The 23,264-nt window shown below is 35.5% G+C and carries 23 protein-coding genes and 1 pseudogene; 6 read left to right on the forward strand and 18 right to left on the reverse strand.

From position 1 onward, the window contains the following. Positions 1 to 83 precede the first annotated feature (83 nt). From LDM92_RS08845 to LDM92_RS08855, 3 genes are read left to right on the forward strand one after another with little or no spacing between them, the layout of a single operon-like run. Positions 84 to 848 (forward strand): ABC transporter ATP-binding protein, encoded by a 765-nt coding sequence (locus LDM92_RS08845; protein ID WP_223902924.1) that lies wholly within the window; start codon positions 84 to 86, stop codon positions 846 to 848. Between the two features lie 2 nt (positions 849 to 850). Then, positions 851 to 1,582, forward strand: coding sequence for a multidrug ABC transporter permease (locus tag LDM92_RS08850; RefSeq protein ID WP_223902925.1), 732 nt, complete (start codon positions 851 to 853; stop codon positions 1,580 to 1,582). Next, entirely contained in the window at positions 1,582 to 2,301 is a 720-nt protein-coding gene (locus LDM92_RS08855; RefSeq protein WP_223902926.1) for an antibiotic transporter permease, read from the forward strand. The genes LDM92_RS08850 and LDM92_RS08855 overlap by 1 nt, the downstream gene beginning before the upstream one ends. Positions 2,302 to 2,353: 52 nt before the next feature. Here LDM92_RS08855 and LDM92_RS08860 read toward each other — a convergent pair whose 3' ends face one another. The 7 genes from LDM92_RS08860 to add form a co-directional block, all read right to left on the reverse strand. Then, on the reverse strand, positions 2,354 to 4,261 hold the full coding sequence (locus LDM92_RS08860) for a copper-translocating P-type ATPase (RefSeq protein ID WP_223902927.1): 1,908 nt from the start codon (positions 4,259 to 4,261) through the stop codon (positions 2,354 to 2,356). A gap of 13 nt (positions 4,262 to 4,274) precedes the next feature. Continuing rightward, positions 4,275 to 4,646 carry a cupredoxin domain-containing protein gene (locus LDM92_RS08865; RefSeq protein ID WP_223902928.1) on the reverse strand — a complete coding sequence of 124 codons (372 nt, stop codon included), beginning with the start codon at positions 4,644 to 4,646 and terminating at the stop codon, positions 4,275 to 4,277. A 136-nt stretch (positions 4,647 to 4,782) separates the two neighbouring features. Further along, positions 4,783 to 4,986 carry a hypothetical protein gene (locus tag LDM92_RS08870; protein ID WP_198203111.1) on the reverse strand — a complete coding sequence of 68 codons (204 nt, stop codon included), beginning with the start codon at positions 4,984 to 4,986 and terminating at the stop codon, positions 4,783 to 4,785. Positions 4,987 to 5,087: 101 nt separating this feature from the next. Then, positions 5,088 to 5,870, reverse strand: coding sequence for an ABC transporter permease (locus LDM92_RS08875; protein ID WP_223902929.1), 783 nt, complete (start codon positions 5,868 to 5,870; stop codon positions 5,088 to 5,090). Between the two features lie 2 nt (positions 5,871 to 5,872). Then, on the reverse strand, positions 5,873 to 6,670 hold the full coding sequence (locus tag LDM92_RS08880; protein WP_223902930.1) for an ABC transporter permease: 798 nt from the start codon (positions 6,668 to 6,670) through the stop codon (positions 5,873 to 5,875). Continuing rightward, a complete protein-coding gene (locus LDM92_RS08885; RefSeq protein ID WP_046331916.1) occupies positions 6,667 to 7,650 on the reverse strand; it encodes an ABC transporter ATP-binding protein in 984 nt (327 codons plus the stop codon). The genes LDM92_RS08880 and LDM92_RS08885 overlap by 4 nt, the downstream gene beginning before the upstream one ends. Before the next feature lie 241 nt (positions 7,651 to 7,891). After that, entirely contained in the window at positions 7,892 to 8,917 is a 1,026-nt protein-coding gene (gene add / locus LDM92_RS08890; RefSeq protein WP_223902931.1) for an adenosine deaminase, read from the reverse strand. Positions 8,918 to 9,217: 300 nt separating this feature from the next. On the opposite strand from add, the gene guaB reads away from it, so the two are divergent. Next, positions 9,218 to 10,363, forward strand: a complete 1,146-nt coding sequence (guaB, locus tag LDM92_RS08895) for an IMP dehydrogenase (protein WP_223902932.1) — start codon at positions 9,218 to 9,220, stop codon at positions 10,361 to 10,363. A 48-nt stretch (positions 10,364 to 10,411) separates the two neighbouring features. Here guaB and LDM92_RS08900 read toward each other — a convergent pair whose 3' ends face one another. The 10 genes from LDM92_RS08900 to glmS form a co-directional block, all read right to left on the reverse strand. Next, on the reverse strand, positions 10,412 to 10,837 hold the full coding sequence (locus LDM92_RS08900) for a MarR family winged helix-turn-helix transcriptional regulator (RefSeq protein ID WP_223902933.1): 426 nt from the start codon (positions 10,835 to 10,837) through the stop codon (positions 10,412 to 10,414). Between the two features lie 10 nt (positions 10,838 to 10,847). After that, the gene (locus LDM92_RS08905; RefSeq protein WP_223902934.1) at positions 10,848 to 12,245 is read right to left on the reverse strand and encodes a DHA2 family efflux MFS transporter permease subunit; all 1,398 of its coding nucleotides are present in this window, start codon (positions 12,243 to 12,245) and stop codon (positions 10,848 to 10,850) included. Positions 12,246 to 12,377: 132 nt separating this feature from the next. Further along, on the reverse strand, positions 12,378 to 13,901 hold the full coding sequence (locus LDM92_RS08910; RefSeq protein ID WP_223902935.1) for a glycosyltransferase: 1,524 nt from the start codon (positions 13,899 to 13,901) through the stop codon (positions 12,378 to 12,380). Between the two features lie 427 nt (positions 13,902 to 14,328). Beyond that, positions 14,329 to 14,847: an IS110 family transposase gene (locus LDM92_RS08915; protein ID WP_223902936.1), complete on the reverse strand. Its 519-nt coding sequence runs from the start codon at positions 14,845 to 14,847 to the stop codon at positions 14,329 to 14,331. Between the two features lie 34 nt (positions 14,848 to 14,881). After that, on the reverse strand, positions 14,882 to 15,223 hold the full coding sequence (locus LDM92_RS08920; RefSeq protein ID WP_223902937.1) for an IS110 family transposase: 342 nt from the start codon (positions 15,221 to 15,223) through the stop codon (positions 14,882 to 14,884). Between the two features lie 249 nt (positions 15,224 to 15,472). Beyond that, entirely contained in the window at positions 15,473 to 16,996 is a 1,524-nt protein-coding gene (locus tag LDM92_RS08925; protein WP_223902938.1) for a glycosyltransferase, read from the reverse strand. 140 nt (positions 16,997 to 17,136) lie between these two features. Beyond that, a complete protein-coding gene (locus LDM92_RS08930) occupies positions 17,137 to 17,850 on the reverse strand; it encodes a hypothetical protein (protein ID WP_223902939.1) in 714 nt (237 codons plus the stop codon). A gap of 36 nt (positions 17,851 to 17,886) precedes the next feature. After that, a complete protein-coding gene (locus LDM92_RS08935; RefSeq protein ID WP_223902940.1) occupies positions 17,887 to 18,324 on the reverse strand; it encodes a CopY/TcrY family copper transport repressor in 438 nt (145 codons plus the stop codon). 24 nt (positions 18,325 to 18,348) lie between these two features. After that, positions 18,349 to 19,164, reverse strand: coding sequence for a Cof-type HAD-IIB family hydrolase (locus LDM92_RS08940; protein WP_223902941.1), 816 nt, complete (start codon positions 19,162 to 19,164; stop codon positions 18,349 to 18,351). Positions 19,165 to 19,411: 247 nt separating this feature from the next. Continuing rightward, on the reverse strand, positions 19,412 to 21,223 hold the full coding sequence (gene glmS / locus LDM92_RS08945) for a glutamine--fructose-6-phosphate transaminase (isomerizing) (protein WP_223902942.1): 1,812 nt from the start codon (positions 21,221 to 21,223) through the stop codon (positions 19,412 to 19,414). A gap of 377 nt (positions 21,224 to 21,600) precedes the next feature. On the opposite strand from glmS, the gene LDM92_RS08950 reads away from it, so the two are divergent. Together LDM92_RS08950 and LDM92_RS08955 are read left to right on the forward strand one after the other, a co-directional pair. Continuing rightward, entirely contained in the window at positions 21,601 to 21,837 is a 237-nt protein-coding gene (locus LDM92_RS08950; RefSeq protein ID WP_223902943.1) for a hypothetical protein, read from the forward strand. A 63-nt stretch (positions 21,838 to 21,900) separates the two neighbouring features. Next, on the forward strand, positions 21,901 to 21,999 hold the full coding sequence (locus tag LDM92_RS08955; protein WP_223902944.1) for an SLAP domain-containing protein: 99 nt from the start codon (positions 21,901 to 21,903) through the stop codon (positions 21,997 to 21,999). A gap of 25 nt (positions 22,000 to 22,024) precedes the next feature. Here the strand turns inward: LDM92_RS08955 and LDM92_RS08960 are convergent. Continuing rightward, positions 22,025 to 23,077: pseudogene (locus tag LDM92_RS08960) on the reverse strand (IS30 family transposase). Positions 23,078 to 23,264: the final 187 nt, after the last annotated feature.

Genomic DNA, 23,264 nt, shown 5'->3' on the forward strand with positions numbered 1-23,264 from the left:
CTTCAAATTAACGTGTATAAAGAACTTGATCATCCTTCCTTTATAATTGATGAAGTTCCAACAAATTAATTTTGGAGATAAAATTGAATAATATTTTACAAGTTAAACATTTAATAGAAACATATAAAGATAAAAACCAAAAGTTTCAAGCTTTAGACGATGTTTCTTTTACAATTGATCAAGGAGAAATATTAGCTCTCTTAGGACCTAATGGTGCGGGGAAAACTACCACTGTCTCAATTATAGGTGGCTATTTGCTCCCTACTTCTGGTCAGGTAATTTTAAACGGACAGGATATTACTACTGCTCGTAAAAGACCCATCATAGGTGTTTCTTTTGGTGGTGATCTAGGGTTTTACCGTAACGCTACAGCAAAGCAAAATTTACAATTTTTTGCGGATCTGGCCAAAGTATCCTTTCGTAAGCAAAAAACAGAAATACAGCGAGTTCTGTCTATTGTTGAGCTGGATAATGTCGCAAATAAAAAGGTAGGGAAATTTTCTAAAGGAATGATGCAAAGACTGCATATCGCCCGTTCCTTGTTAAATAGTCCAAGTTTATTACTTTTAGATGAACCTACTAGCGGTTTAGATGTTGAAATAGCGCAAAGCGTTCATAAGACTATTAAAAAATTAGCAGATTCCGGCATTAGTATTTTATTAACAAGTCACACGATGTCAGAAGTTGAAAAGCTAGCTAAAAATGTAGTTATTCTAGGTGCAGGAAAAGTTTTTTTCACTGGCACCGTTTCTGCTGTTTTGGGTTTGGCTGGAAAAGAAATCAACCAAAAACCTAAAAATTTGGAAGAAGCTTATTTGGCAATAGCTCCTAAACTAAGGAGGAATTAGATATGCGTTTTATTCGCCTTTTCCTCTTTCATGTAAAAGATTATCTTTCCGATCAGTACTTTGTCTGGTTAACAATCACTAGTACTGTTTCCATTTTCTTGATGCAATATATTATGGCCTATGCTTCTCATGATTTGAATAATCCACAATTGTGGCTGCAAAGTGGTATTTTTGGCACGTGGACTTCGTGTACAACCGTTGCCGGTTGTATCGGATTTGAACGTTACAAAGGAACGCTGCCATATTTGCTAAACAGTCAATATGACGAGCGAGCTTCTTTAATTACTTTACTTTTACCTGCTTCGAGCTATGGTTTATTTTCATTTCCTATTGCTTATATTCTTGCCAAAATTTTAGGAGTAGCTACTGGTAAAATTTCTCTGTACCAGATTTTGCTAATTTTTCTACTGTGGATCGGATGCTCAGTAATGGGAATTTTAATTTCTTCATTTCTTACTCTTTCACCTAATGCAATGGTTTATGAGGGCTTAATTGGCACTCCTATATTGTTATTAGCAGGATTGTTTGGCAATGAGACCATTTTGAATCCCTTAACCAAGTTTTCTCAGTGGTTTATTCCTATAACTGGACCAATTGCTGCTTTGTCCCATAATAAAAGTCTCAACTGGACTGCTTATTTTTGCAGTTTACTTCTCTGGCTTTTGTTAATTGTGATTATTGTGAGAAAAATTAACGACCTTGTCAGAAAGAAAGGAGCTCTGAAAATTATCTAATGTTTGCTACACAATTCTCTGGCCTTTCTTTTCTCAATAATTGGCGTACCAAACTAACTTATTTCTTTATCACACCAATGATAAATCTGGCCCTGTTAGTATTAATCAATATGCAGTATTCTAATCAATTTAACTGGGATGTTGCAATCAGTTCAATTGCAATAGATGCTGCGGTACTTGCTCTTGAAACATTTTGTTCTGCTATGATTAATGATGCAGACTTAAAAATTGACTTTGAATTAATTGCCAAAAGACCTTTCAGTATCATGTATTGGCTTTCTAAATGTATTGTTGCCATTATTATAGGTTGCATTTTAGCATTAATTAACTTATTTCTATTGTACTTAGCCGGTGCTCCCATAGTCATTATTGAACGAGCTTTGCTCATGCTACCGCTTTTATGTATTTATGGCTGCGTTTTAGGTTTTGTATCTTGGGCCATCTCATGGCAAATGAATGATCCCTACTTTTTGGAGAATATTTTTAGCAGTTTAGCCCAATTAGTATCAGGAGTACTAGTTGTAATTTCAGCTTATCCTGAATGGTTAAAAGCAATTGCTTTATTATTCCCTTTTGCAGAACCTGTTACTTACATCAAAACTGGTAGCGCCAACCTAACTTATAGTGTATTTATTACCTTCATCTGGCTGATAGTTGGCATTTTTGCTTATATTAGCCAAATCAAGCCAGTTCTGGCTAAAGGTAAACACCATTATTAAAGCTTACACAGTAAAATAGCAGTCGCAAGATTTGCGACTGCTATTTTTATATCTATATTTTTGTTTTTCCTAACATAACTGAACTGATTACAACCGATAATGAACTAAAGGCCATTGCTAATCCTGCTATTTCCGGACTAAGTGTGAGACCCACACCTGCAAAAACACCAGCGGCAACTGGAATACCCAGTACATTATAAATGAAAGCCCAAAACAGATTTAGCTTTATCCTATTAAAAGTCTTGCGACTAAGTTTCAAAGCGCGAACAACGTCTTCTAAATCATTTTTAATAAGCACGATACCGCCTGCATCGATGGCAACATCCGTACCCGAACCCATGGCAATTCCAACATCTGCTTGGGTTAGAGCTGGCGCATCGTTGATCCCATCACCAACAAAGGCGACATGGTGCTTCTCCTGCAATTTTTTAATAACTGCTGCTTTATCAACCGGCAAAACCTCAGCAATTACCTGATCGATATCCACCTGTTCTGCAATAGCGTGGGCTACTTGTTGATTATCTCCAGTTAACATGACAGTTTTCAAGCCTAAACGATGTAAGTCGTTTATCGCATTTTTGGCATTCACTTTAGGAGCATCCTGAATTGCAATTAGACCCAGCACTTGATTATCTTGAACAACAGACACTACTGTTTTTGCCTCATTTTGCAATGCCACTATTTGCTCTTCTAAATCTGGAGCAATTTTAATTTCTTCTTGTTTTTTTGGACTGCCAACCGCAACATTTGCATCAGAAATTTTACCAGTGACACCCCATCCCTCAATTACAGTAAAATTTTCTACCGTTTTTAACCGCAACTTTTCCTTTTTAGCTGCGGCTAATATAGCTGGAGCGAGAGGATGTTCAGATAATTTCTCTAAACTGGCAGCGTATTGTAGGACATTTTCTTTATCTCCAACAATATCTGTTACTTGTGGTTGACCTTTGGTAATCGTTCCCGTTTTATCAAAAACTATAGTATCAATGCTGTTTGCAGCCTCTAAAATTTCTCCATTTTTAATTAGGATTCCCATTTTGGCACCACGACCAGTTCCAACCATTAATGCAGTGGGTGTTGCCAGCCCTAAAGCACAAGGACAGGCAATAACCATAACCGCAACGGCAAAAACTAATGCAGTTGCTATGCTTTTACCTAAAAAAATATACCAAACTAAAAATGTTCCTATTGCAATAATCAAAACTGTGGGAACAAAAATATTTGCAACCTTATCAGTTAATTTTTGAATCGGTGCATGACTGTTCTGTGCCTTTTTAACAATCTCAATAATTTGCGCCAACATCGTTTCATTACCAACTTTTTGGGCTTGCATTACAAATGATCCCGTTTGATTGATTGTAGCTCCTATTACCTGATCGCCTGTCACTTTTTTAACCAGCATACTTTCACCAGTTACCATAGATTCATCAATGCTTGAATTGCCAGAAACAATTTTGCCATCAACTGGTACTTTTTGCCCAGGCATTACTTGTATATAGTCGCCCTTCACAACTTCAGTGATAGGAATACTGACAAATTGCTTATCGCGCTTTACTAAGGCATTTTTTGCACCTAAATTAAGCAATTTCCCCATAGCGTCAGAAGCAGTTGCCCGCATTTTTTCTTCTAAAACCTGCCCTAATAAGACGAAAGTAATAACAAAAGCAGCACTTTCAAAGAAAACAGGTCTTTTAGTAAACATCGCATAAATACTGTAAATATAAGTTATCGCTGTTCCTAAAGCAACGAGGGTATCCATATTTGAATGGTGCTTTTTAAAGGCAGACCAGGCACTAGTAATAAATGGGCCTGCTGAAATCAACATAATTATTGTTGTAAAAATAAGCATGGTCCATTCGCCACCTGGCAGCATCCATCCAGTAAAAGGATGAATAATCATTTCAAGCAGCATTGGCAGTGATAATATTAGCGACGTCCAAAAACGTGTTGTAATTTTCATTGTTTTTCCTTAGCTATTTGACAATTACCTTACCATGAAACATGTTCATACTACATTCCCATTGATATTCACCTGGTTTTGAAGTATCTATTTTAACCGTTTCTACTTTGCCTTCAGGTAATTTCTGATTTATGCCAAAATCTGAAAATACAACATGATCTAAACAATTGGATGAGTCTGTTCTCTTAAAGTTTAAAGTAGCGGGTACTCCCCTTTTAAGAACAACTCTTTCTGGTGAATAACCACCTTTAACTTCAATATCAACACTCTGTTTGTTTGACTTCATAGTGGCTTTCTCCTCTTCTACGTGATGGCTACCAAAGAACCACCATGCAATAAAAGCTATTAGTGCAAGACCTAAACCTAAGATAATAATTTTATTCATGATAATTCCTCCCAGTTGAAGCTTATTATTAATGTCTACATTTGTAAACTAGGTTTAGTATAAATTATATATCTACAAATGTAAACATAAATGCTCAAAAAAAACTTACTGATTTTTCAGTAAGTTTTCCCCCTTATTAATCTGCATCTAATCGCTTTAACCATTGAGTCAGATCATTTTTATCCACCATTATTTGCTTAAGCTCGGCCTTATTATCAGCGGCCAAAAACAGCATTAACTGTAGATATTTTGCCACAGAAAGTCCATAATTTTCCAGATTAGCCTTAGCTGCTTTTACTACTGTATCATTTAAACTAATTGTAAGAAGTTCGTCTTTCAAAGTCTATCCCATTTCCTATATTCTAAATAAAAACTAACAGGATTATTTTAGAAAAACCTCTAATGCTATGCAAGTATTTAATTCAAAAATAATAATTCTTTTTATCTACCTGCTCCATTATATTTCCTCAAGCCTAAATTCCATACCCAATGGTCTAAAAATAAGAATACTAAGGCTATCAAAAGTTGCAATAACATTATTTGCCATTGCCGTGGCCTTATTAAAATAATTGTTGCAGGACAAGCAATTAGTCCAAAAGGCAGGATGAAATTAAAAATAATATTACCCAGTCCCCGATAAATACTTGCAGGGTAGCGACTCATTTGTATCATACTTAAAAATAAATCATTTCTGCCAAAATTTGTGGGAAACCAAAATGCCGAAATTGTCCATAAATACCAAAGAGAATAGTATAAAATGCAGCCAAAAACGCAAGAAAGCAAAAAGAACAACACCTGGCCTATATTAACACTTATACCCTGACATGCATAAATAATTACAAATAGTCCCAGCACCGAATTAATTAATTGTGTAAATTCAATTGCACTAAAAAAGTAATATACCTTAGCGTTAATTGGTTTTAATAAAATTGAATCTAAGGTTCCTTCTCTAATGTCTTTTTCCATTTTAGGCATTGATTTGACCAAGAAAGCCATTAAGAAGCCGTCAAGCATAGTATAAACGCCAACTAGCAACAGACATTCTTTGTAGGTCCAACCACCGATAGTATCAACATTTAAATAGATTACCTTAAAAAAAGCGATCGGAATGCCTAACCACAATATAGAAGAGATTATCCCAAATAATGTGTCTAACCTGAAACTAATAGTTTGCAATAAGGCAATTTTAATTAACGATTTGACTACTTTAAGTTTACTTTTCATAATCAACCCATTACATCAGAGTATCTCTGAAGCCCTTCTTTATTAACTATTTTTACTATTAAATAAAAAACTATCATCCATACAATTTCAATTATTGTGTTTTTAAGCCATATATTTGATGGTAATGCTTTAACAAGCGTATCAATTGGAAAAGAGCTGAAATATTGAAATGGCAGTAGTTTAATTATTTTTACCAAAAAAGGCGGCAAAATTTCCAGGGGAAAGTAAAAACCTGCCAGCAGATTGACTACAACTTCTTTTACCAGTAAAACAAAGAAAAGATTGTCAAACCAGTACGCTACACTACCAATAATATAAGAAAAAAGAAACCATAATATGGCTGCCATAATTAAACTAAATGCAAATTCAAGTAGCACGAGTAAAGAAACATGAATTAAATTACACGCAACTATATAGACAAATCCAATGATTAAAATCGGAGCAAGCAAAATTAAATTTGCCAGTCTGTCGCCCAGCATTTTAGCAAAATAATATTTTTCAATTGTAATTGGTCTATGGATGATATTAGACAATTCTCCTGAATGGATATCATCATTTAATTCCCAGTCAACTGCATACCATACAAAAGAATTAATAAAATTAACCCCAATATAATAAATTACCATTTGATTTTTGCTAAAACCACCAATAGTTTGACCATGATTCAATATTAATGACCACAAATAAAACATCACTAAACTTGGTACCAGTGCTTGCAGAAGCAAAATTATGACGCTGCTTTTATTGGCTAATATAGACTTCAATGAGATCTTGCTTACTGAAAAGTAGGTTTTTATCATTTTTCTTTCTCCTCAGCAAATAGCTCTAAGATAATATCTTCAAGCTTCAGGTCATTTATTTGATAGTCGGAGCCTTGATTATCCCGTGCCAACTGAGCGATCTGGTCATCTACCTTTTCTACAGGAACTTTAATTGTCACGGTCAAATCATCCTGATCAATAATCTTGGCGCCCAACTTACTTTCGTTGAAGTTCTCCGATTTAATAAAAGTAATATATTTATTCTGATTAAACCTCTCTAATAAATCTGTTTTTGGTCCATCCCACATTATCTGACCGCTATTTACAATGATCAGGTGATCACAGATAGTTGCAATATCTTCCATATCATGTGAGGTAAGAAAGACAGTCAATTTTTCTTCCTGGTTCAGCCTTAGCAAAAACTTGCGTATATCCCTTTTTGCCAAAACGTCTAAACCAATAGTCGGTTCATCTAAAAAGAGTATTTTTGGTCTGGTTGCTACGCCGGCCAGAAATTCTACTTTCATTCGTTCTCCCAGTGATAATTTGCGGGTTTGTACATCTAATTTTGAAGTTACATTTAATATCTGAGCCAGATCATTGACCGTTTTTTGAAAAATTTCTTCCGGTATATCGTACATTGACTGCAATAATTTCAAATAATCTCTAGGGGTTAAATCAGGAAAAAGTTGCGATCTATTTCCCATAACGACTGAGATTGACTTTTTGAAATCATTTATCCTTTTTGTAGGATCATAGCCATTTACCCTGCAAGTTCCGGCTGATGGAAACAAGGTCCCAGTCAGCATCTTAATGGTCGTGGTCTTTCCCGCCCCGTTTTTGCCAATAAAGCCAACTTTTTCACCATTCTTGATAGTAAAATTGAGCGCTTTTACTGCCTGCACTGCCGTCTTTTCAGGCTTAAAAATATTTTTAACAACTGCACGCCAGTTTTCACCCCTGCTGCTAATAAAATAATCCTTAGAAAGATTATGAACTTCAATCGCATTTTCGTTCATTTTTGACCTCATTTAGTTATCTAGCCAGCACAAAAAAGCAATTTTCAAAAGGACAATCCTTTTTACAAAATTGCTTTAAGTTTTGAACACCTATCATCATACATTTAGAAACTGTCATTGGTTTAACCTTATTACTTATAGTTTTTAAATCAGCAACAATTAGATAAATTCTACCACATTTTTAACAGTTTTTAAATATAATTTAATTTTTGGCACAAAATATATTTTCTATTTAGAAATATCACCTTTTACTTGAGATATATTCATCTATTTGGGCAAGATAGCTTTCTTTTTCCTGCTGACTGATCCAAGATGTTTTAAATGAATTTTGTGCTATTCGAATCAGTTCTTTTTCACTCCAATCACACTTTTGGGCAAATTTATAGTAAACATCATTAATATAATTACTACCCTTATAAGCCGGATCATCGGAATTAAAACTAATCAGTGCACCGCTATTAAAAAGCTTATTAATGGCCTCTTGTTCCATAACTTTGCGGGTGTAAAAATAAGCCATGGGACATGCTGTTATACCAATTTTTTGGTCTGTTAAAAATGTCATTAAATCCGCATTTTCAACAATATTTAAGCCATGATCCAAACGATCCACCGTAATAATTTCTAAAGCTTGTTTTATATGATCAACTGAATCAACTTGGTGCAGATCACAATGCATTGTTAAATAATAACCTTGAGCTCGGGCCTTAGCAAAAACCAGCATAAACTTCAAAGGTGGGTTATGATGCTCATCTGAATCAAGACCAACACCTAATATCCAGCCTTTTTTATGATATGGTTCAGCTTCTTTTAAAGTTTGCATTGCTGATTCTTGTGAATACTCTCTTAAAAAGCACATTATTAACTGTACATCAATGTCTAATGATGCTGCATCAACAATCGCTTCATGAATGCCCTCAATCACTGTAGCAAAAGGGATACCCCGACTAGTGTGCGCTTGAGGATCAAAAAATAATTCAAGGTGCTTAACATTACTGTCAGCTTCTTTGCGCAAAAAAGCTGCAGTCAAATCATAGAAATCTTGTTTAGTACGCAAGACCTGCATCCCTTTATAGTATGCCTTTAGAAATTCCGGCAATCCTACTCCATAATTCCTGTCAATATCCGCTGGAGTCTTAGCACCAATATCAATCTGGTTTCTCTTAGCGACGGCAAATTCCATTTCGGCTTCTAGTGTTCCCTCTATATGAACATGCAGTTCAGCCTTAGGCAATCCGTCAACAAACTTACGCGATAATTTTTGGATCATCTTTTTCTCCTTAACAAAATCACTATAAATACGAACATTTTAAGCGAATTCTAATTACCTTCTTTATCATCAAAGCTATTATATAGCTACAAATCAATATTAAAAATCATAACATTTTTATTTATTACTTACAATGACTATTTATATTGTGATTTTGTTCGATTTTTGCATTGAAATACTTCGGTAGTAATATTATAATTTTAACAATACGATCTATAATTTTGTCTTGACCAAGGTTAAAATCACTAGTAAAGTGTAATCAATTTAACTTTAATATTTTTGAAAAGGAGAGTGCATTAAATGTCAAATTGGACAACAAAATTTGTTAAAGAGGGCTTAACGTTTGACGATGTGTTATTGATTCCAGCGGAAAGCCATGTATTGCCAAATGAAGTAGATCTTCATACTCAATTAGCGCCTAATCTGAAACTCAATATTCCTATTATCAGTGCCGGAATGGATACAGTGACCGAAGGTGCAATGGCAATAGCAATTGCTTTGCAAGGTGGTTTAGGTGTGATCCATAAAAACATGTCCATTTCTGCCCAAGCTGGCGAAGTTGCAAACGTCAAAAATGTTGTTGTTCCATCTAACATTACCAAAGCAGCTGTCGATGACAACAATCACCTGCTTGTTGCTGCTGCTATTGGAGTCACAAGTGATACATTTGAACGTGCTGAAGCACTTATCGAAAAGGGTGCAGATGCAATTGTCATTGATACTGCTCACGGTCATTCAGCTGGTGTTTTGCGTAAAATCAAAGAAATCAGGGATCATTTTCCTCATGTTACGTTAATAGCCGGAAACATTGCAACTGGAGATGCCGCTAGAGCTCTTTTTGATGCTGGAGTTGATATTGTTAAAGTGGGTATTGGTCCTGGCTCCATTTGTACTACCCGTGTCGTTGCTGGTGTCGGAGTTCCGCAAATTACTGCAATTTATGATGCCGCTACTGCTGCCAGAGAATACCACAAACCAATAATTGCAGATGGTGGAATGAAGTACTCAGGTGACATTGTTAAGGCCCTCGCTGCGGGCGGAAATGCAGTCATGCTTGGAAGTATGTTGTCAGGTACAACTGAAGCACCCGGTGAAGTGTTTGAAAGCGATGGTCAAAAATATAAAACCTATCGTGGTATGGGTTCAGTCGGCGCAATGGCTCAAGCCCATGGATCTTCAGACAGATATTTCCAGGGCGGCGTCAATGAGGCTAACAAATTGGTACCTGAAGGTGTAGAAGCACGCGTGGAATATAAAGGTGATGTTTCTGATATTATTTTCCAAATTATTGGTGGTCTGCGTTCAGGCATGGGTTATGTGGGTGCAGCCACTATCAATGATTTACGTGAAAATGCTCAATTTGTAAAAATTACTAATGCCGGTTTAAGAGAATCTCATCCCCATGATGTCCAAATTACAAAAAAAGCACCTAATTACGAAAGATAGGTAAATTAAAAATAGTTATTGCTTTCATGCAATAACTATTTTTTTGATCTATTTATCAGATATGGCTTCATTCAGCTTCTGTAGATTTTTTACTAATTCTGTCTTCGTATCGGCTCCTAAAATTTTGGCATAACTATTCTCAGAATTGACAAAATAATTAGTTATTTTTGGTCCCAGCTTGATAGCTTTCTCAGTTAGGATTATTGCTTTAAACCGTGTATCATGTTGATCAACTTTTTTGGTAATTAAGCCTTTTTCTTCCATTAAGCGTAATACATTAGTAGCAGTAGACTTCCTAATGTTAAATTCATGCTCAATATCCTTCTGATAAATTGACTTGTTTTGGGCAAATGAAGCCAAATATTCAATAATTAGCATCTGTGTTCCGGTTAAGCCAATTTTTCTAGCGTAGTAATCAGCATTACGATTAAAAGTATTTTGTATACGCTGTAAGGCTAATCCTAATCTGTTCATTAATCTTACTCTATTCCTTTGTTTTTACCGATTTTGTAGCTTGATAAAGTAAGTATACACCAACAAGAACAATAATCAGAATAAAAATAAAACCTACTTGAGCAGCTTCAATGTATTTTCCGGTAGTAGAGCTTTGATTACTCAGCTGTTCTACAAATTGCATAATAGCTGAAATAATTGCCGTGCCGACGGCTCCAGCAAATTGCTGTGCCATATTGAACAGACCATTGCCATCTGTATTTTCTTTTTCATCTAATTGACCAATGGAAGCAGTCATTGTATCTCCCATTACCAGGCCTATACCCATCATTGTAATAGTATAAAACAGAATAATTTTGCCAGATGATAGTGAGGAAGCAAATAAACAATAAAGAATGCCGCCTATTATTTCAAAAAAAGCACCAGTCATAATTGGCTTTCTGGGACCATAATTGTCGAGCAATCTGCCACTAATTGGTGAGAGCACTGCTCCAACAAGTCCACCAGTTAGAAGCAGAAGACCTGCAGTCATTGCTGTAGAATGATTAACAATTTGAACATAATTTGGCAAAATGAACGACAATCCTAAGGTATTAACTTGAAAAATAAAATAAGCTGTTATGCCTTGAGTAAATTTAGTGTTTTTAAAAACTCTAATATTAATTAACGGAGTAGCAGTATTTAAAGAATGCTTCATAAAAACAATTAAGCAAATAACACCAACTGCCAGAGGCAAAATGAACATCAATGGTTTTTGTAATATGGTAGACAAATTGCTAAAAGCAAAAATAAAACCTATGAATGTTAAAGCAATACTCAGAAATCCTGCTGTATCGAGTTGAGCATGTGAAATTTTTTTGGATTCATCATTAATTGAAGCTATACCCATTAGCAGAGAAATAATCATCACAGGAATGATAAAAATAAATATGTAGCGCCAACCTAAAGTGTTGACGACTAATCCACCAAAAGTTGGACCTAAAGCTGGAGCGACCGCTGTAATCATTGTTCCTATTCCCATAAGCAATCCAATTTTATCTAATGGTGTCCGTTCCAAAATAATATTAAACATTAATGGAATAGCTATTCCTGCACCTGCTCCTTGGATGACACGACCAAGTACCAGAAAAATAAATTGATTTGCTACTGCATCAATTACTAAACCGCAAATAAATAAGGTAGCGGCTGTCACAAAAAGTTTTCTTGAACTAAAATTTCTTTTTAAATATGCAGATAATGGCATAATAATAGAAGCAACTAACAAATAACCAGTTGTCATCCACTGTACGGTAGCCATATTAACATGAAAATCATTCATTAAAACAGGAAAAATAACGTTTCCCGCTGTTTCAATTAGCACACCTGAAAAAGACATTAATCCGGCTGCGAAAATTGAACAAATTAATTTTGCATCTAATTTTCTTTGCATTCAAATTCCTCCTAAAATTTAGTTAGCAAGCTAACTAGTTAACCATAGTAACTCACATTTGTTAAGAATGCAATAAATTTAAAATAAAGAAAAATCACCTTGAAATTCAAGGTGAGTAATTTTTTTAAATACTTAATTATCTGTATCAATCACATATTTCTGCCAGTAGCGCCAAACATTCTCACTGGATGAGCGTTTGGCATTTTCATACGCTCCCTCATTCAATTTTCTGCGTAATTTAGGACTGGCAAAAAATTCTGTAATTTTGGCTGCCAGTTCATCAATGTGACCACTAGGAACAACAAAGCCGCTTTGCCCATCCGCAATCAGATCTGCAGGACCATAGTTAATATCATAAGCGATTACGGGTACACCGTGTGATTGGGCTTCAACTATTGAAAGCGGCGCTCCTTCATATCGTGAAGAAAGAAGTGAAAGTTGCGCATTGTCATACACCGAATCCATATCTTGTGTATAACCCATAAAATGAATAACATCTTCTAATCCCAGATCCTGCACCAGTTTCTTTAACATTTTTTCTTCTTTAAAATTATCAGCACCATTACCGTAACCATAAATATCTAAAGTTAACGAGTTATTTTTTTGGTAAGCCTGATTAAAAGCTTTGATCGCATCATCGATACGCTTTTCGTGAAATAATCTGGCTATGATTATTATTTTTCCTTTAATACGTTCACTCATTGGAACATGTTCTGCCTGTAGCTGCTCATCAGGAACTATTCCAACTGGTATTGAAACTATCGGAACTTGCGTCCTTAATCTTTTACGCATGTCATCTGCCTGATGCTTACTAGGTGTGACTACCAAATCTGTTTTACTCAGTAATTCGTTATTAGAAATTGAATTATAAGTAAGCGGTGAACTAGGATCCCAGTAATCTCTGAAATGAATGTTGTGAAAATGCTCGATTTTTCTAGCCGGCGTCTTCATATTAATCATTGGCATGTTGGTAATACCACTGCGGTCGGAAATAAACGTCGATCTCTCATCCCCATCTTGCTGGTTCAATTCATCAAGCATGATGGTAAAGGCCTGACCATCATTCATTAGTGAGTGGACAATACCATGACTATCAGTCATTTGAATGTTAGTGGCTGGATATGAATTTGGTCGCTTTTCATAAGAAATTTCGTAATATATAGTATTATCTGGACGGAAAAACAATTCATAAATCAAATGGCCATCAACCGTATCATAAATTTGAGTCATGCTTTTAAAACCACGTGTATCGTAAAAGTCTTGTTTTATACAGTTAACATCACCATTATAATATTTGATTGTATCAACGCTACCATTAGACAACATATTAACGGTCATAGTTTTACGATTGTCTTCATAGACTTCATAACCATTATCAATTTGTTTCACCATATTGTCACTCGGAATCGGCAAATCTTTTATAGTTACAATACGATTAGTAAACTTTACTGTACCAGCAAAAAAATCAAACATATTAACATAATCATCATCGGTCATGCCATAAAGATCCAAATAACGATGAACAAAACGGTTAAATTCTTTCGTCGTTATTTTTGCTTTAACATGATTACGTTTAAAGAGCATTAATCTTTTAACTTCTGCGTGTTCTATTCCTGAACTGTTTGTAGCTAGATTACTATCTAAAAAATAATACATAAATTGTCCTTTATTCCTATATTCAAACTGTCATAGTTAATTTTAGCATAAATTTTCTAAATATAAATAGTGGTTTTGACATATTAAAAAGCAGTAGCCAAAATAGTAGCTCTATAATTTGTCCTGTTGATGACTTATCCATTTGGTAAGCTGTTAATAGGTTTTTTATTGCATAAAAAGGAGGACATCTTCCTCTTGCTTCTTGTAATAAAATATTAACACCACTCAATATTTTTAGAAGGTTTGAATTATGTCCTCTCTTAATAATTATATTTTGATATTAAAGATCAAAACATTGTTTTTGAAGATTATTTTTTCCGCTTGGTTAACGGCCATAAGCAAAAAGTTTACCAAGCTGGTCTCCTGCAGTCATTTTATGATGCTTGGGCCGTCAAAGATCCACAGTCAATCAAAAAATTCATTCTGGTTAAAGAAGATGTTGGCTGGCAAATCCCATTAACAGGACCGTGTTTAGCTGTCTCGCTCCTGGTATACTGCTGATAAGCTTAAATTCTGGAAAACTAGCTGCCTTTTTAATTAGCTGATCTTTGATTAGGGCAACACGCTGGTTATAACCTTCAATTTCATCGCATAACATGCCAATGATTGATATTTCAATTGAATCAGCGGCAATGGCAGGATATGAATTGAGTGCAGCTGTCCAAACTTTAGTGCAATAGCTGGCAATTAATTTCTTAGTAATATGTTCACCGATTATTCGATAAAGCTGTTCAGTCATTCCTTTAACCGTCAGTCCAGCCAAATAATCTGGATGTGTATACTTACGAATCATTTGCAAGGCTACAACAGAGCGAATAACGGGGAAAATATCGTTTAACTCAGGGAATAACTCAGGGAAAGACAGCTCTAGCGCTGAACGCAACTGATTTTCAATTCTAACCCGCTCTTGGCTTAATTTGTGATATTGCACAGCTAAAAAACGCAAAGACTGATAGTGGACATCAGTATAATGTCGACTTCTAGTACGAATAACGGCTGCCTGCGTGATTCCTAAATAAAGCTAGTTTGAAGGAATCGCTAGCATCTGTCTTGTTCCGCCACAAAGATGACATTCTCATTTTTGCTTCCAGCGGATTAAGCTCACAAAATTTAATTTTATTTTGGCTTAAATAATAAGCTAACTGAGCAGAATAAATCCCTGTGGTTTCAAAAATAACTAAAGCAGGATTTGTCAGATAAGCGGCTAATTGCTTAAAACCGCTGCAATTATGACTCAAAGCAAAATTTTGCTTTTCAAAATCAGTAGTAATTAAAGTGGCATGACTTTTACCACGACTAATGTCAATACCAATAACATTCACTGTAACACCTCCTAGAATTATTGAAGCAGAATAGCGTCTTTGTTCATTTTCTTAATACGATCTTTAAGATCCTCATCCTAACCTAACTAGCAAAGGGCATTATCCTTACGGGCCCGTTTGAAAATCGAATTCAAAGATTCAATCCTGTTGGCGACCTCAACTTCAACTTTAAGTATAAAGAAAAAGCAGATAAAAGTATCGTCATACTTCTATCTACTTCCCACTTTAGGATGTTTGACAAAGAGCCAGTTATTTGTCAGTATCAATCACATATTTTTGCCAATAACGCCAGACATTTTCACTTGATGAACGCTTGGCGTTCTCATACGCACCATCGTTCAGCTTCCTGCGTAATTTTGGACTGGCAAAAAATTCTGTAATTTTGGCAGCTAAATCATCTACATGACCGCTTGGTACAATAAAGCCACTTTGACCGTCCGCAATCAAATCAGCCGGACCGTAATTAATGTCATATGAAATTACCGGGACACCATGTGACTGAGCCTCAACTATTGAAAGAGGTGCTCCCTCATACCGTGAAGACAGAATTGAAAGTTGCGCAGTGTCATAAACGTAATCCATATTTTTGGTGTAACCCATAAAATGGACTACGTCTTCCAATCCCAGATCCTGCACCAATTTTTTTAACATTTTTTCTTCCTTAAAATTATCAGCACCATTACCGTAACCATAAATATCTAAAGTTAACGAGTTATTTTTTTGGTAAGCCTGATTGAAAGCTTTGATGGCATCATCAATCCGTTTTTCATAAAATAATCGGGCTATGATTATTATTTTACCTTTAGTGCGCTCACTCATCGGGATATGTTCAGCGTGTAGCTGCTCATCTGGCACTATTCCAACAGGAATACCTACGATCGGTACTTGTGTCCGCAACCTTTTACGCATATCATCTGCCTGGTGTTTACTAGGAGTGACTACCAAATCTGTTTTACTAAGTAGCTCATTATTAGAAATAGAGTTGTAAGTAAGAGGTGAAGTAGGATCCCAGTAATCTCTGAAATGAATGTTGTGAAAATGCTCGATTTTTCTAGCCGGCGTCTTCATATTAATCATTGGTACGTTGGTAATGTTTGAACGGTCGGAAATAAACGTCGATCTTTCATCCCCATCTTGCTGGTTCAATTCATCAAGCATGATGGTAAAGGCCTGACCATTATTCATTAGTGAGTGGACAATACCATGACTATCAGTCATTTGAATGTTAGTGGCTGGATATGAATTTGGTCGCTTTTCATAAGAAATTTCGTAATATATAGTATTATCTGGACGGAAAAACAATTCATAAATCAAATGGCCATCAACCGTATCATAAATTTGAGTCATGCTTTTAAAACCACGTGTATCGTAAAAGTCTTGTTTAATGCAGTTAACATCACCATTATAATATTTAATTGTATCAACACTACCATTAGACAACATATTAACGGTCATAGTTTTACGATTGTCTTCATAGACTTCATAACCATTATCAATTTGTTTCACCTTATTGTCACTCGGAATCGGCAAATCTTTTATAGTTACAATACGATTAGTAAACTTTACTGTACCAGCAAAAAAATCAAACATATTAACATAATCATCATCGGTCATGCCATACAGAGGCAAGTTGCGGTGAGCAAAACGATTATAAAATTCCATAACTATTTTTGCCTTTACATGATTACGTTTAAAGAGCATTAATCTTTTAACTTCTGCGTGTTCTATTCCTGAACTGTTTGCATCTAACCTATTATTCAAAAAGTAATACATAAATTGTCCTTTATTCCTATTTTCAAACTGTCACAGTTAATTTTAGCATAAATTTTCTAAATATAAATAGTGAATTTAAAAAGCAAAAAAGCATTAGCCGCTCTATATTCGGCTAATACTTTAGTTAAATTATAAATTATTTACTGCCGCTTTTTAGTTAATTTTAAAATAAGAGGCCAAATAATTGCAGCAATTACGCCTAAGGCTAACCCGACCCATAGAATAGGTGAAGTGGTTAACGTTATCCCAGGCGCAGTGTTACTTTCAAGCCATCGAACTAATTGATTTGCTAAAAATTGTAATGCTCCAAATGATCCGATAGCTGCAATGATTAAAATAATTGCAGCCCAATATTTACCAAATAACATTAATAACGCAGCTAAAATAAAAACTAATATTGTTGCAAAAAGGCAATAATGAAAAATACTAATAGTTTGGTTAACTTTGTCCTTGTTTTCGTCTAAACCATTGTTAATTTTATTTAGCAGCAGGTTGCTTACAGCTTTTTGTACTTCATTATTTTCAGGAAAAGACAAATTCTTAGCAGACACTTCTCCATTTTCTTGATAAGTAACACCGAGATTATATAAGCTGACATAAGACATATCATTATGATACTTTTTAGGTAATTGCTCTAAAATTTTGTCTTCAACACCGAAATCTTTAGCCAGTTTCAAGGTACCTTTTAGCCTTGAATCACCAGTATCATTTACGCTTTTTTTAATTACTTTCTGTGCCATGCCACGAACATTTTGCACATTAATAGTTATTGGCGACTCAAGTAGCAGAAAGCCAGAAATACAAACCGCTGCAGTAAAAATCACTCGAAATAAAATACTAGCAAATTTTTTCATTAAATTAACCTCCCACATTAATATTAACTATTTAATCTAACAGTCACGTTGACCCGAAGCTAAACAGTTACAATTAACCATTTCAGGAGCACTTTCTTTTTTATAAGCAAGTTCTTTTTCTATCTTAGCGATGTCACCCTGAGCAAGAGGCATATCTTTCAGAATAGCTATCATTACCTGACCTTTATGCATATCACACATGTGACTCATCATTTCTTTTGTGACCTGAATCATCATTTCGATCTGAGTAACAGTAGCAGAATAAACGAAACGACGACCATCTTTACGGGTTTTTAACAAACCCTTTTTGACCAAACGTCCCATCAAAGTTTTGATAGTAGATTCAGACCAGTTCTTTTTTGCCTGTAGCTGCTGAATCACTTCACCAGTATGAATTTCTCCTAAAGTCCACACTATTCTCATAACTTCCCACTCAGCTTCGGAAATATTATGTTCTCTATTTTTTTCTACCATAATAATCAACTCAACTTTATTTTACTACAGAACAAACTTTTTTATTGCTTTGGCAATTCCATCATGGTCATTATCTTCTGTCACATAATTGGCATAATCTTTTATTTCTTCAATTGCGTTACCCATGGCAATTTTCATAAAGTCAGGATTCGTAAACATGGAAACATCATTGCCCTGATCGCCAAAAACCATAACTTGACTTGGCTTAATTTTTAATCTTTCAGCCAATTGCAAAACAGCATTTCCCTTAGAAGCATCTTTAATGTTGATTTCAACAATTGACGAAAAACTGCGAACAATATCATATTTTGCGAAAGCCCATTGGGGAATATTATTCCATAATTTATCAACTTCTCTCTCATCGTCAAGTACGCTGAGACCCACTTTATTAAAAGTAAAGTCTTGTGTTATTTCTTCAGTTTTACGTACTTTAAGTACATTATTTGTAAAAGTTGCATTCCTAGACAGATTAACACCAATATTACGATCACAAGTCCAATAGCATTCTGGGGTTTCAAAGTGAAGGTTAACATGTGCCAATCTTTGCAGTTTTCGCATATTAGTAAAGTCACGATAATTCATTTCTTCATTCATTAAGATATTGCCCGCTAAATCCTGAATTACAGCACCATTAAAAACAATATCATACTGTTTTTTACCTTCCAAACCTAATTGCTGATTAAATTCCTTTACACCAGATAAAGGTCTTCCTGAAGCCAAAACAATTTTAATTCCCTGACTATCTGCTTGTTTAAGAACCCTCTCAGTTTCAGGTAAAATTTGCTTTGTAGTTGTTAACAAAGTGCCATCTAGATCTACCGCAATCAACTTTATTGCCAAAATAATATCCTCCTACACATTTTCACTATTTTCTTTATTATACAAAAGAGTCTGGGAAAAAAGTAGGTCATTGGCCATACTAAAAAAGTAGACAAGCCTTAATTTTGATATAACTTCCAAATTTGAGGGTCATATCGTTTTTTAGTGGTTTGCCTACTCTTTTATCTGTCAAGGATTAATCAATAATGTAATTTAATTTTTGAGCCTTTCTTTCCTGCCAATATGCTTCCAAAAAAAGACCAAAATATTATTCTACGGTTACACTTTTAGCTAAATTACGTGGTTTGTCCACATCCAAGCCTTTATCTTTTGCTGCAAAATATGCAAATAATTGTGCTGCTACCACACTGACAAGTGGCGAAAGATAATAATTAACTTCAGGTAAAACAATCTCATCGGCTGGTTTTGCTAATGATTTACGCGCAATAGTAATAACAGTTGCTCCACGTGCAATTACCTCCTGAATGTTTCCTCGCATTAAATCCGCTGTGACAGGATCATTAATCAAAGCAATTACAGGTGTGCCTTTTTCAATCAATGAAATTGTGCCATGCTTCAATTCCGCTGCCGCAAAACCTTCTGTTTGAATATAAGACACTTCTTTGAGTTTAAGGGCGGCCTCTAAAGCTACTGGATAGTCAATCCCCCTGCCGATGTAAAAGGCATTGCGACTTGGTATAATATATTTCTGAGCAAGCTGCTCAATTTTTGACTGACTGGAAATCACTTGTTCAATTCCTTCAGCAGCTAAAGCAAAATTCTTTTTTAAGTCAAATGCTGCAGCGTCTTTAATACCTAATTTTTCTCCTAAAGCTTTAGCTACAATAGCTTGAACAGCAACTTGAGCTGTATACGCCTTAGTTGAGGCAACAGCTATTTCAGGTCCTGCTTCAAGTGACATGGCATAATTAGCTTCGCGTGCCAAAGTTGAATTAGGCACATTCGTCAAAGTTAGACTGGGAATGCCACGTTTAATCGCCTGTTGTAAGACAACGCGTGAATCGGCCGTTTCACCTGATTGCGATAAGAAAATAAAGAATGGATGCTTGGACATCATAGGAAAATGATATCCTGCTTCTGATGCAAATCCAACTTCAGTTGGAATCTTGGTCAACTCTTCAAAAAGCTGTTTGCCAACTAAACCCGCATGGTAACTTGTACCAGCAGCAAAGATATAGAATCTGTCTGCCTTTGATAAAGCATTGATAATTTTGGCATCTACTTTAGGATCACCATTTTGATCAAGATAATGTTGATCTAAGTGCCGTAAAACACTAGGTTGTTCACTGATTTCTTTAAGCATATAAAACTCATAAGTGCCTTTAGAAGCAGCACTTTCATCAATATTTAACTCATAGGGTTGATGTTCAACTTTTTGACCTGCAATAGTTTCAAGCTGATACCCGTTTTGAGTAATGTCTCCGACTTCACCATCTTGTAAATCAACGAAAGTTTTGGTTTGATCCAATACAGATAAAGCGTCGGATGCAATAACATTAAAGTCCTTACCAAGTCCAAGCATCAAAGGAGATTTATTTTTAGCAATAAAAATATGGTCAGGATTTTGATTATCTACCAATAAAAGGGCATATGATCCCTTAATTAATTGTAGGGCCTGCTTTAGAGCCGTAAAGGCATCTTCATTTTTTTCACGAGCAAATTTGCTAATTAATTGAACAATTACTTCAGTGTCTGTGTCAGATTTAAAGGAAACATCTTTGAGATATTTCTTTTTGATGTCCTGGTAATTTTCAATTACACCATTGTGAACCAAATAAAAACGTTCGGTTTCATCAAATTGGGGGTGAGCATTATTTTCAGTTGGTTTGCCATGAGTAGCCCAACGAGTATGACCAATTCCAACTAATCCTTGTTCATCAGGTGTCATTTTACTTTTTAAATCCTGAATACGACCGGTTGTTTTAGTTAAAAATTCTTTTCCAGCTAAATTATTAAGATAAATTCCAGCTGAATCATATCCGCGGTATTCAAGCTTAGACAATCCATTTAAAACAATTTCTCTAGCTGATTTTCCAACTATGCCAACAATTCCACACATATACTTCTCCTTTGGTCTAGCAAAAATAACTATTTTGGACTAATTAATTAATTCAACTTGCTTATGGAATATTAGCCTTTTTTAATTAATTGGTCAAGCTATATTTTAGTAATTGGTCTATACTATAACGTAAAAATACTGTTGCTAACACAAAAAGAGGGCAAAAATAAATGATGAAAATCTTAAACCGAGAACAGTTAAACAGTTATATCTTTGAATAAGCATAAGCCGTCAGATAAAAATCAAAAATGATATTTAAGTATTATTCAAAAATAAGCAGGCTCGTTGCTGCCTTTTTGTTTTAGGTGAAATTATCAGCTTTAAATAGACAATTAACCAGATAGCTATTAGAATTTAATGATAAAGGGGTAATTACAATGAAAATTAACAAAAAATTGTTTATTAGCTTATTAGCTGGAATATTGACAACAACATCATTAGCAGTTACTACAACTAATATTGATCAAGCTCAAACTACTACGTCAAATGTAAATTCTGAGCAAGGCAAGCTAACCTTGAATCATAAGACTCGTGTTTATAACAAAAAGGGTAAGAAAAAATATTCTTATCTTAAAACGAATAGGCTGCTTAAAAAAGGTGCTTCAGTAAGATAGTCTGGCAAAATTAAAGCTTTATCCAATCCAATAACCAAGCGTTATTCCTTTAATCACAAAGATATGAACTGGTATTATCTACCATATAAAACAATTAAAGGCAAACAATACTACAATATCGGTCATGGCGGTTATATTAAAGCTATAAATGTTGATAGTTGAAAATTGCAATTTTAAGTTGAACACCCTATTTAATCTGATAGATGCAATCTAATCTTCTTTCATATAATTCATCGGGTGTGTGGTAGGCTAAGATCTTGCGGGGCAGGTTATTACACCAGTCCTCAATGCCATAGATTTGCCTTAAGTCATAATCCTTGATGGACTTGCCTTTAGGAATGAAGCGCCGAATTAACCGGTTGTGCCGCTCAACCCCGCCCTTCTCGCACGAGGTGTAAGGGTGCGCGTAGTAGACCAGCGTCTGCGCTGCTTCTTCTAACTGGGCTAAATCCGCAAACTCAGACCCATTATCCGTGGTAATGGTCTTAAAGACTTCGTGCCAGTGTTCCTGGTATTGACTGCGCAAGGTTTTAAAGGCTGCCATGACGCTGGCTGGCAGCCGTCTTATCCTTAATCGGGATAATCATGAATTTGCGGGTCATGCGTTCATACAGGGTCAAGAGAGCCTGGTCATCTTTAGTTTTATGTCCTAAAACTAAGTCGCACCCCCAGTGGCCAAACTCGCGGCGCTGGTTAATAGCAGCAGGCCGTTCACTAATACTGCGGCCCAATCTGCGTTTATGCTGGCGTACCGTTTGGCTTTCGTCTTACGGCTTAAGCACTCAGGCAAGTCAATTGCCTTAATCTGTAATAAACCAAGTTCCACATAATGGTAAAGCGTCTTGGTGCAGACTGTTTCATTCTGGGTAAAGGCGCCGCTGGCTAAGGCGCGACCGGCGCAGGCATCAAGCGACCAGCCCTGCTTGAAGAAGTGCGTTTCAACGTACTTAATGAAGCGGGTTTTGGCTAGAAAAGCTTGCTTACGGCCGCAGTTTAAGCGCCTTATCTGGTAGCGTCTTTGCGCTTCCTGGGCATCGTAGCGGTAACGTTTGCCGTGATACAAAGAAATCTGGCCCCGTTCAAGCTCGTACTTGACCGTGGTGGGCGAACAGTTGAGGGCACGGGCAATTTGACGCAGGGACTGGACTTGGCTGCGTAAAACTTGGATAATTACGCGGTCTTGCAAAGCAAGATGTTGGCCCTTTTGGTGATTAGATATGGTAGAATTAAGGGAGTTCATTGGTAACTTCTTTCTAGAATTTTGGGTAATTACATTCTATCAAAGAAGTCCAATGGACTTTTTTCATTTTCTAATCAGGGCAAGTGTTCAACTTCATTTTACAATTTACCAAATAAGTTATTTACTAATTATGCTACTGTTACAATAGCATCATCGCCATTTTCTTCTGATAAAGATTTTACAAAAG

It is taken from the genome of Lactobacillus laiwuensis, from assembly GCF_019972835.1.
In the GTDB taxonomy this organism is placed as follows: domain Bacteria; phylum Bacillota; class Bacilli; order Lactobacillales; family Lactobacillaceae; genus Lactobacillus; species Lactobacillus laiwuensis.

Coding starts and splice junctions, on each gene's coding strand:
- add (WP_223902931.1), bottom strand. CDS start 8,917: ATGATCCAAAAATTATCGCGTAAGTTTGTTGACGGATTGCCTAAGGCT.
- LDM92_RS08860 (WP_223902927.1), bottom strand. CDS start 4,261: ATGAAAATTACAACACGTTTTTGGACGTCGCTAATATTATCACTGCCA.
- LDM92_RS08955 (WP_223902944.1), top strand. CDS start 21,901: ATGAACTGGTATTATCTACCATATAAAACAATTAAAGGCAAACAATAC.
- LDM92_RS08850 (WP_223902925.1), top strand. CDS start 851: ATGCGTTTTATTCGCCTTTTCCTCTTTCATGTAAAAGATTATCTTTCC.
- LDM92_RS08925 (WP_223902938.1), bottom strand. CDS start 16,996: ATGTATTACTTTTTGAATAATAGGTTAGATGCAAACAGTTCAGGAATA.
- LDM92_RS08905 (WP_223902934.1), bottom strand. CDS start 12,245: ATGCAAAGAAAATTAGATGCAAAATTAATTTGTTCAATTTTCGCAGCC.
- guaB (WP_223902932.1), top strand. CDS start 9,218: ATGTCAAATTGGACAACAAAATTTGTTAAAGAGGGCTTAACGTTTGAC.
- LDM92_RS08910 (WP_223902935.1), bottom strand. CDS start 13,901: ATGTATTATTTTTTAGATAGTAATCTAGCTACAAACAGTTCAGGAATA.
- LDM92_RS08935 (WP_223902940.1), bottom strand. CDS start 18,324: ATGGTAGAAAAAAATAGAGAACATAATATTTCCGAAGCTGAGTGGGAA.
- LDM92_RS08885 (WP_046331916.1), bottom strand. CDS start 7,650: ATGAACGAAAATGCGATTGAAGTTCATAATCTTTCTAAGGATTATTTT.
- glmS (WP_223902942.1), bottom strand. CDS start 21,223: ATGTGTGGAATTGTTGGCATAGTTGGAAAATCAGCTAGAGAAATTGTT.
- LDM92_RS08950 (WP_223902943.1), top strand. CDS start 21,601: ATGAAAATTAACAAAAAATTGTTTATTAGCTTATTAGCTGGAATATTG.
- LDM92_RS08900 (WP_223902933.1), bottom strand. CDS start 10,837: ATGAACAGATTAGGATTAGCCTTACAGCGTATACAAAATACTTTTAAT.
- LDM92_RS08865 (WP_223902928.1), bottom strand. CDS start 4,646: ATGAATAAAATTATTATCTTAGGTTTAGGTCTTGCACTAATAGCTTTT.
- LDM92_RS08930 (WP_223902939.1), bottom strand. CDS start 17,850: ATGAAAAAATTTGCTAGTATTTTATTTCGAGTGATTTTTACTGCAGCG.
- LDM92_RS08855 (WP_223902926.1), top strand. CDS start 1,582: ATGTTTGCTACACAATTCTCTGGCCTTTCTTTTCTCAATAATTGGCGT.
- LDM92_RS08880 (WP_223902930.1), bottom strand. CDS start 6,670: ATGATAAAAACCTACTTTTCAGTAAGCAAGATCTCATTGAAGTCTATA.
- LDM92_RS08875 (WP_223902929.1), bottom strand. CDS start 5,870: ATGAAAAGTAAACTTAAAGTAGTCAAATCGTTAATTAAAATTGCCTTA.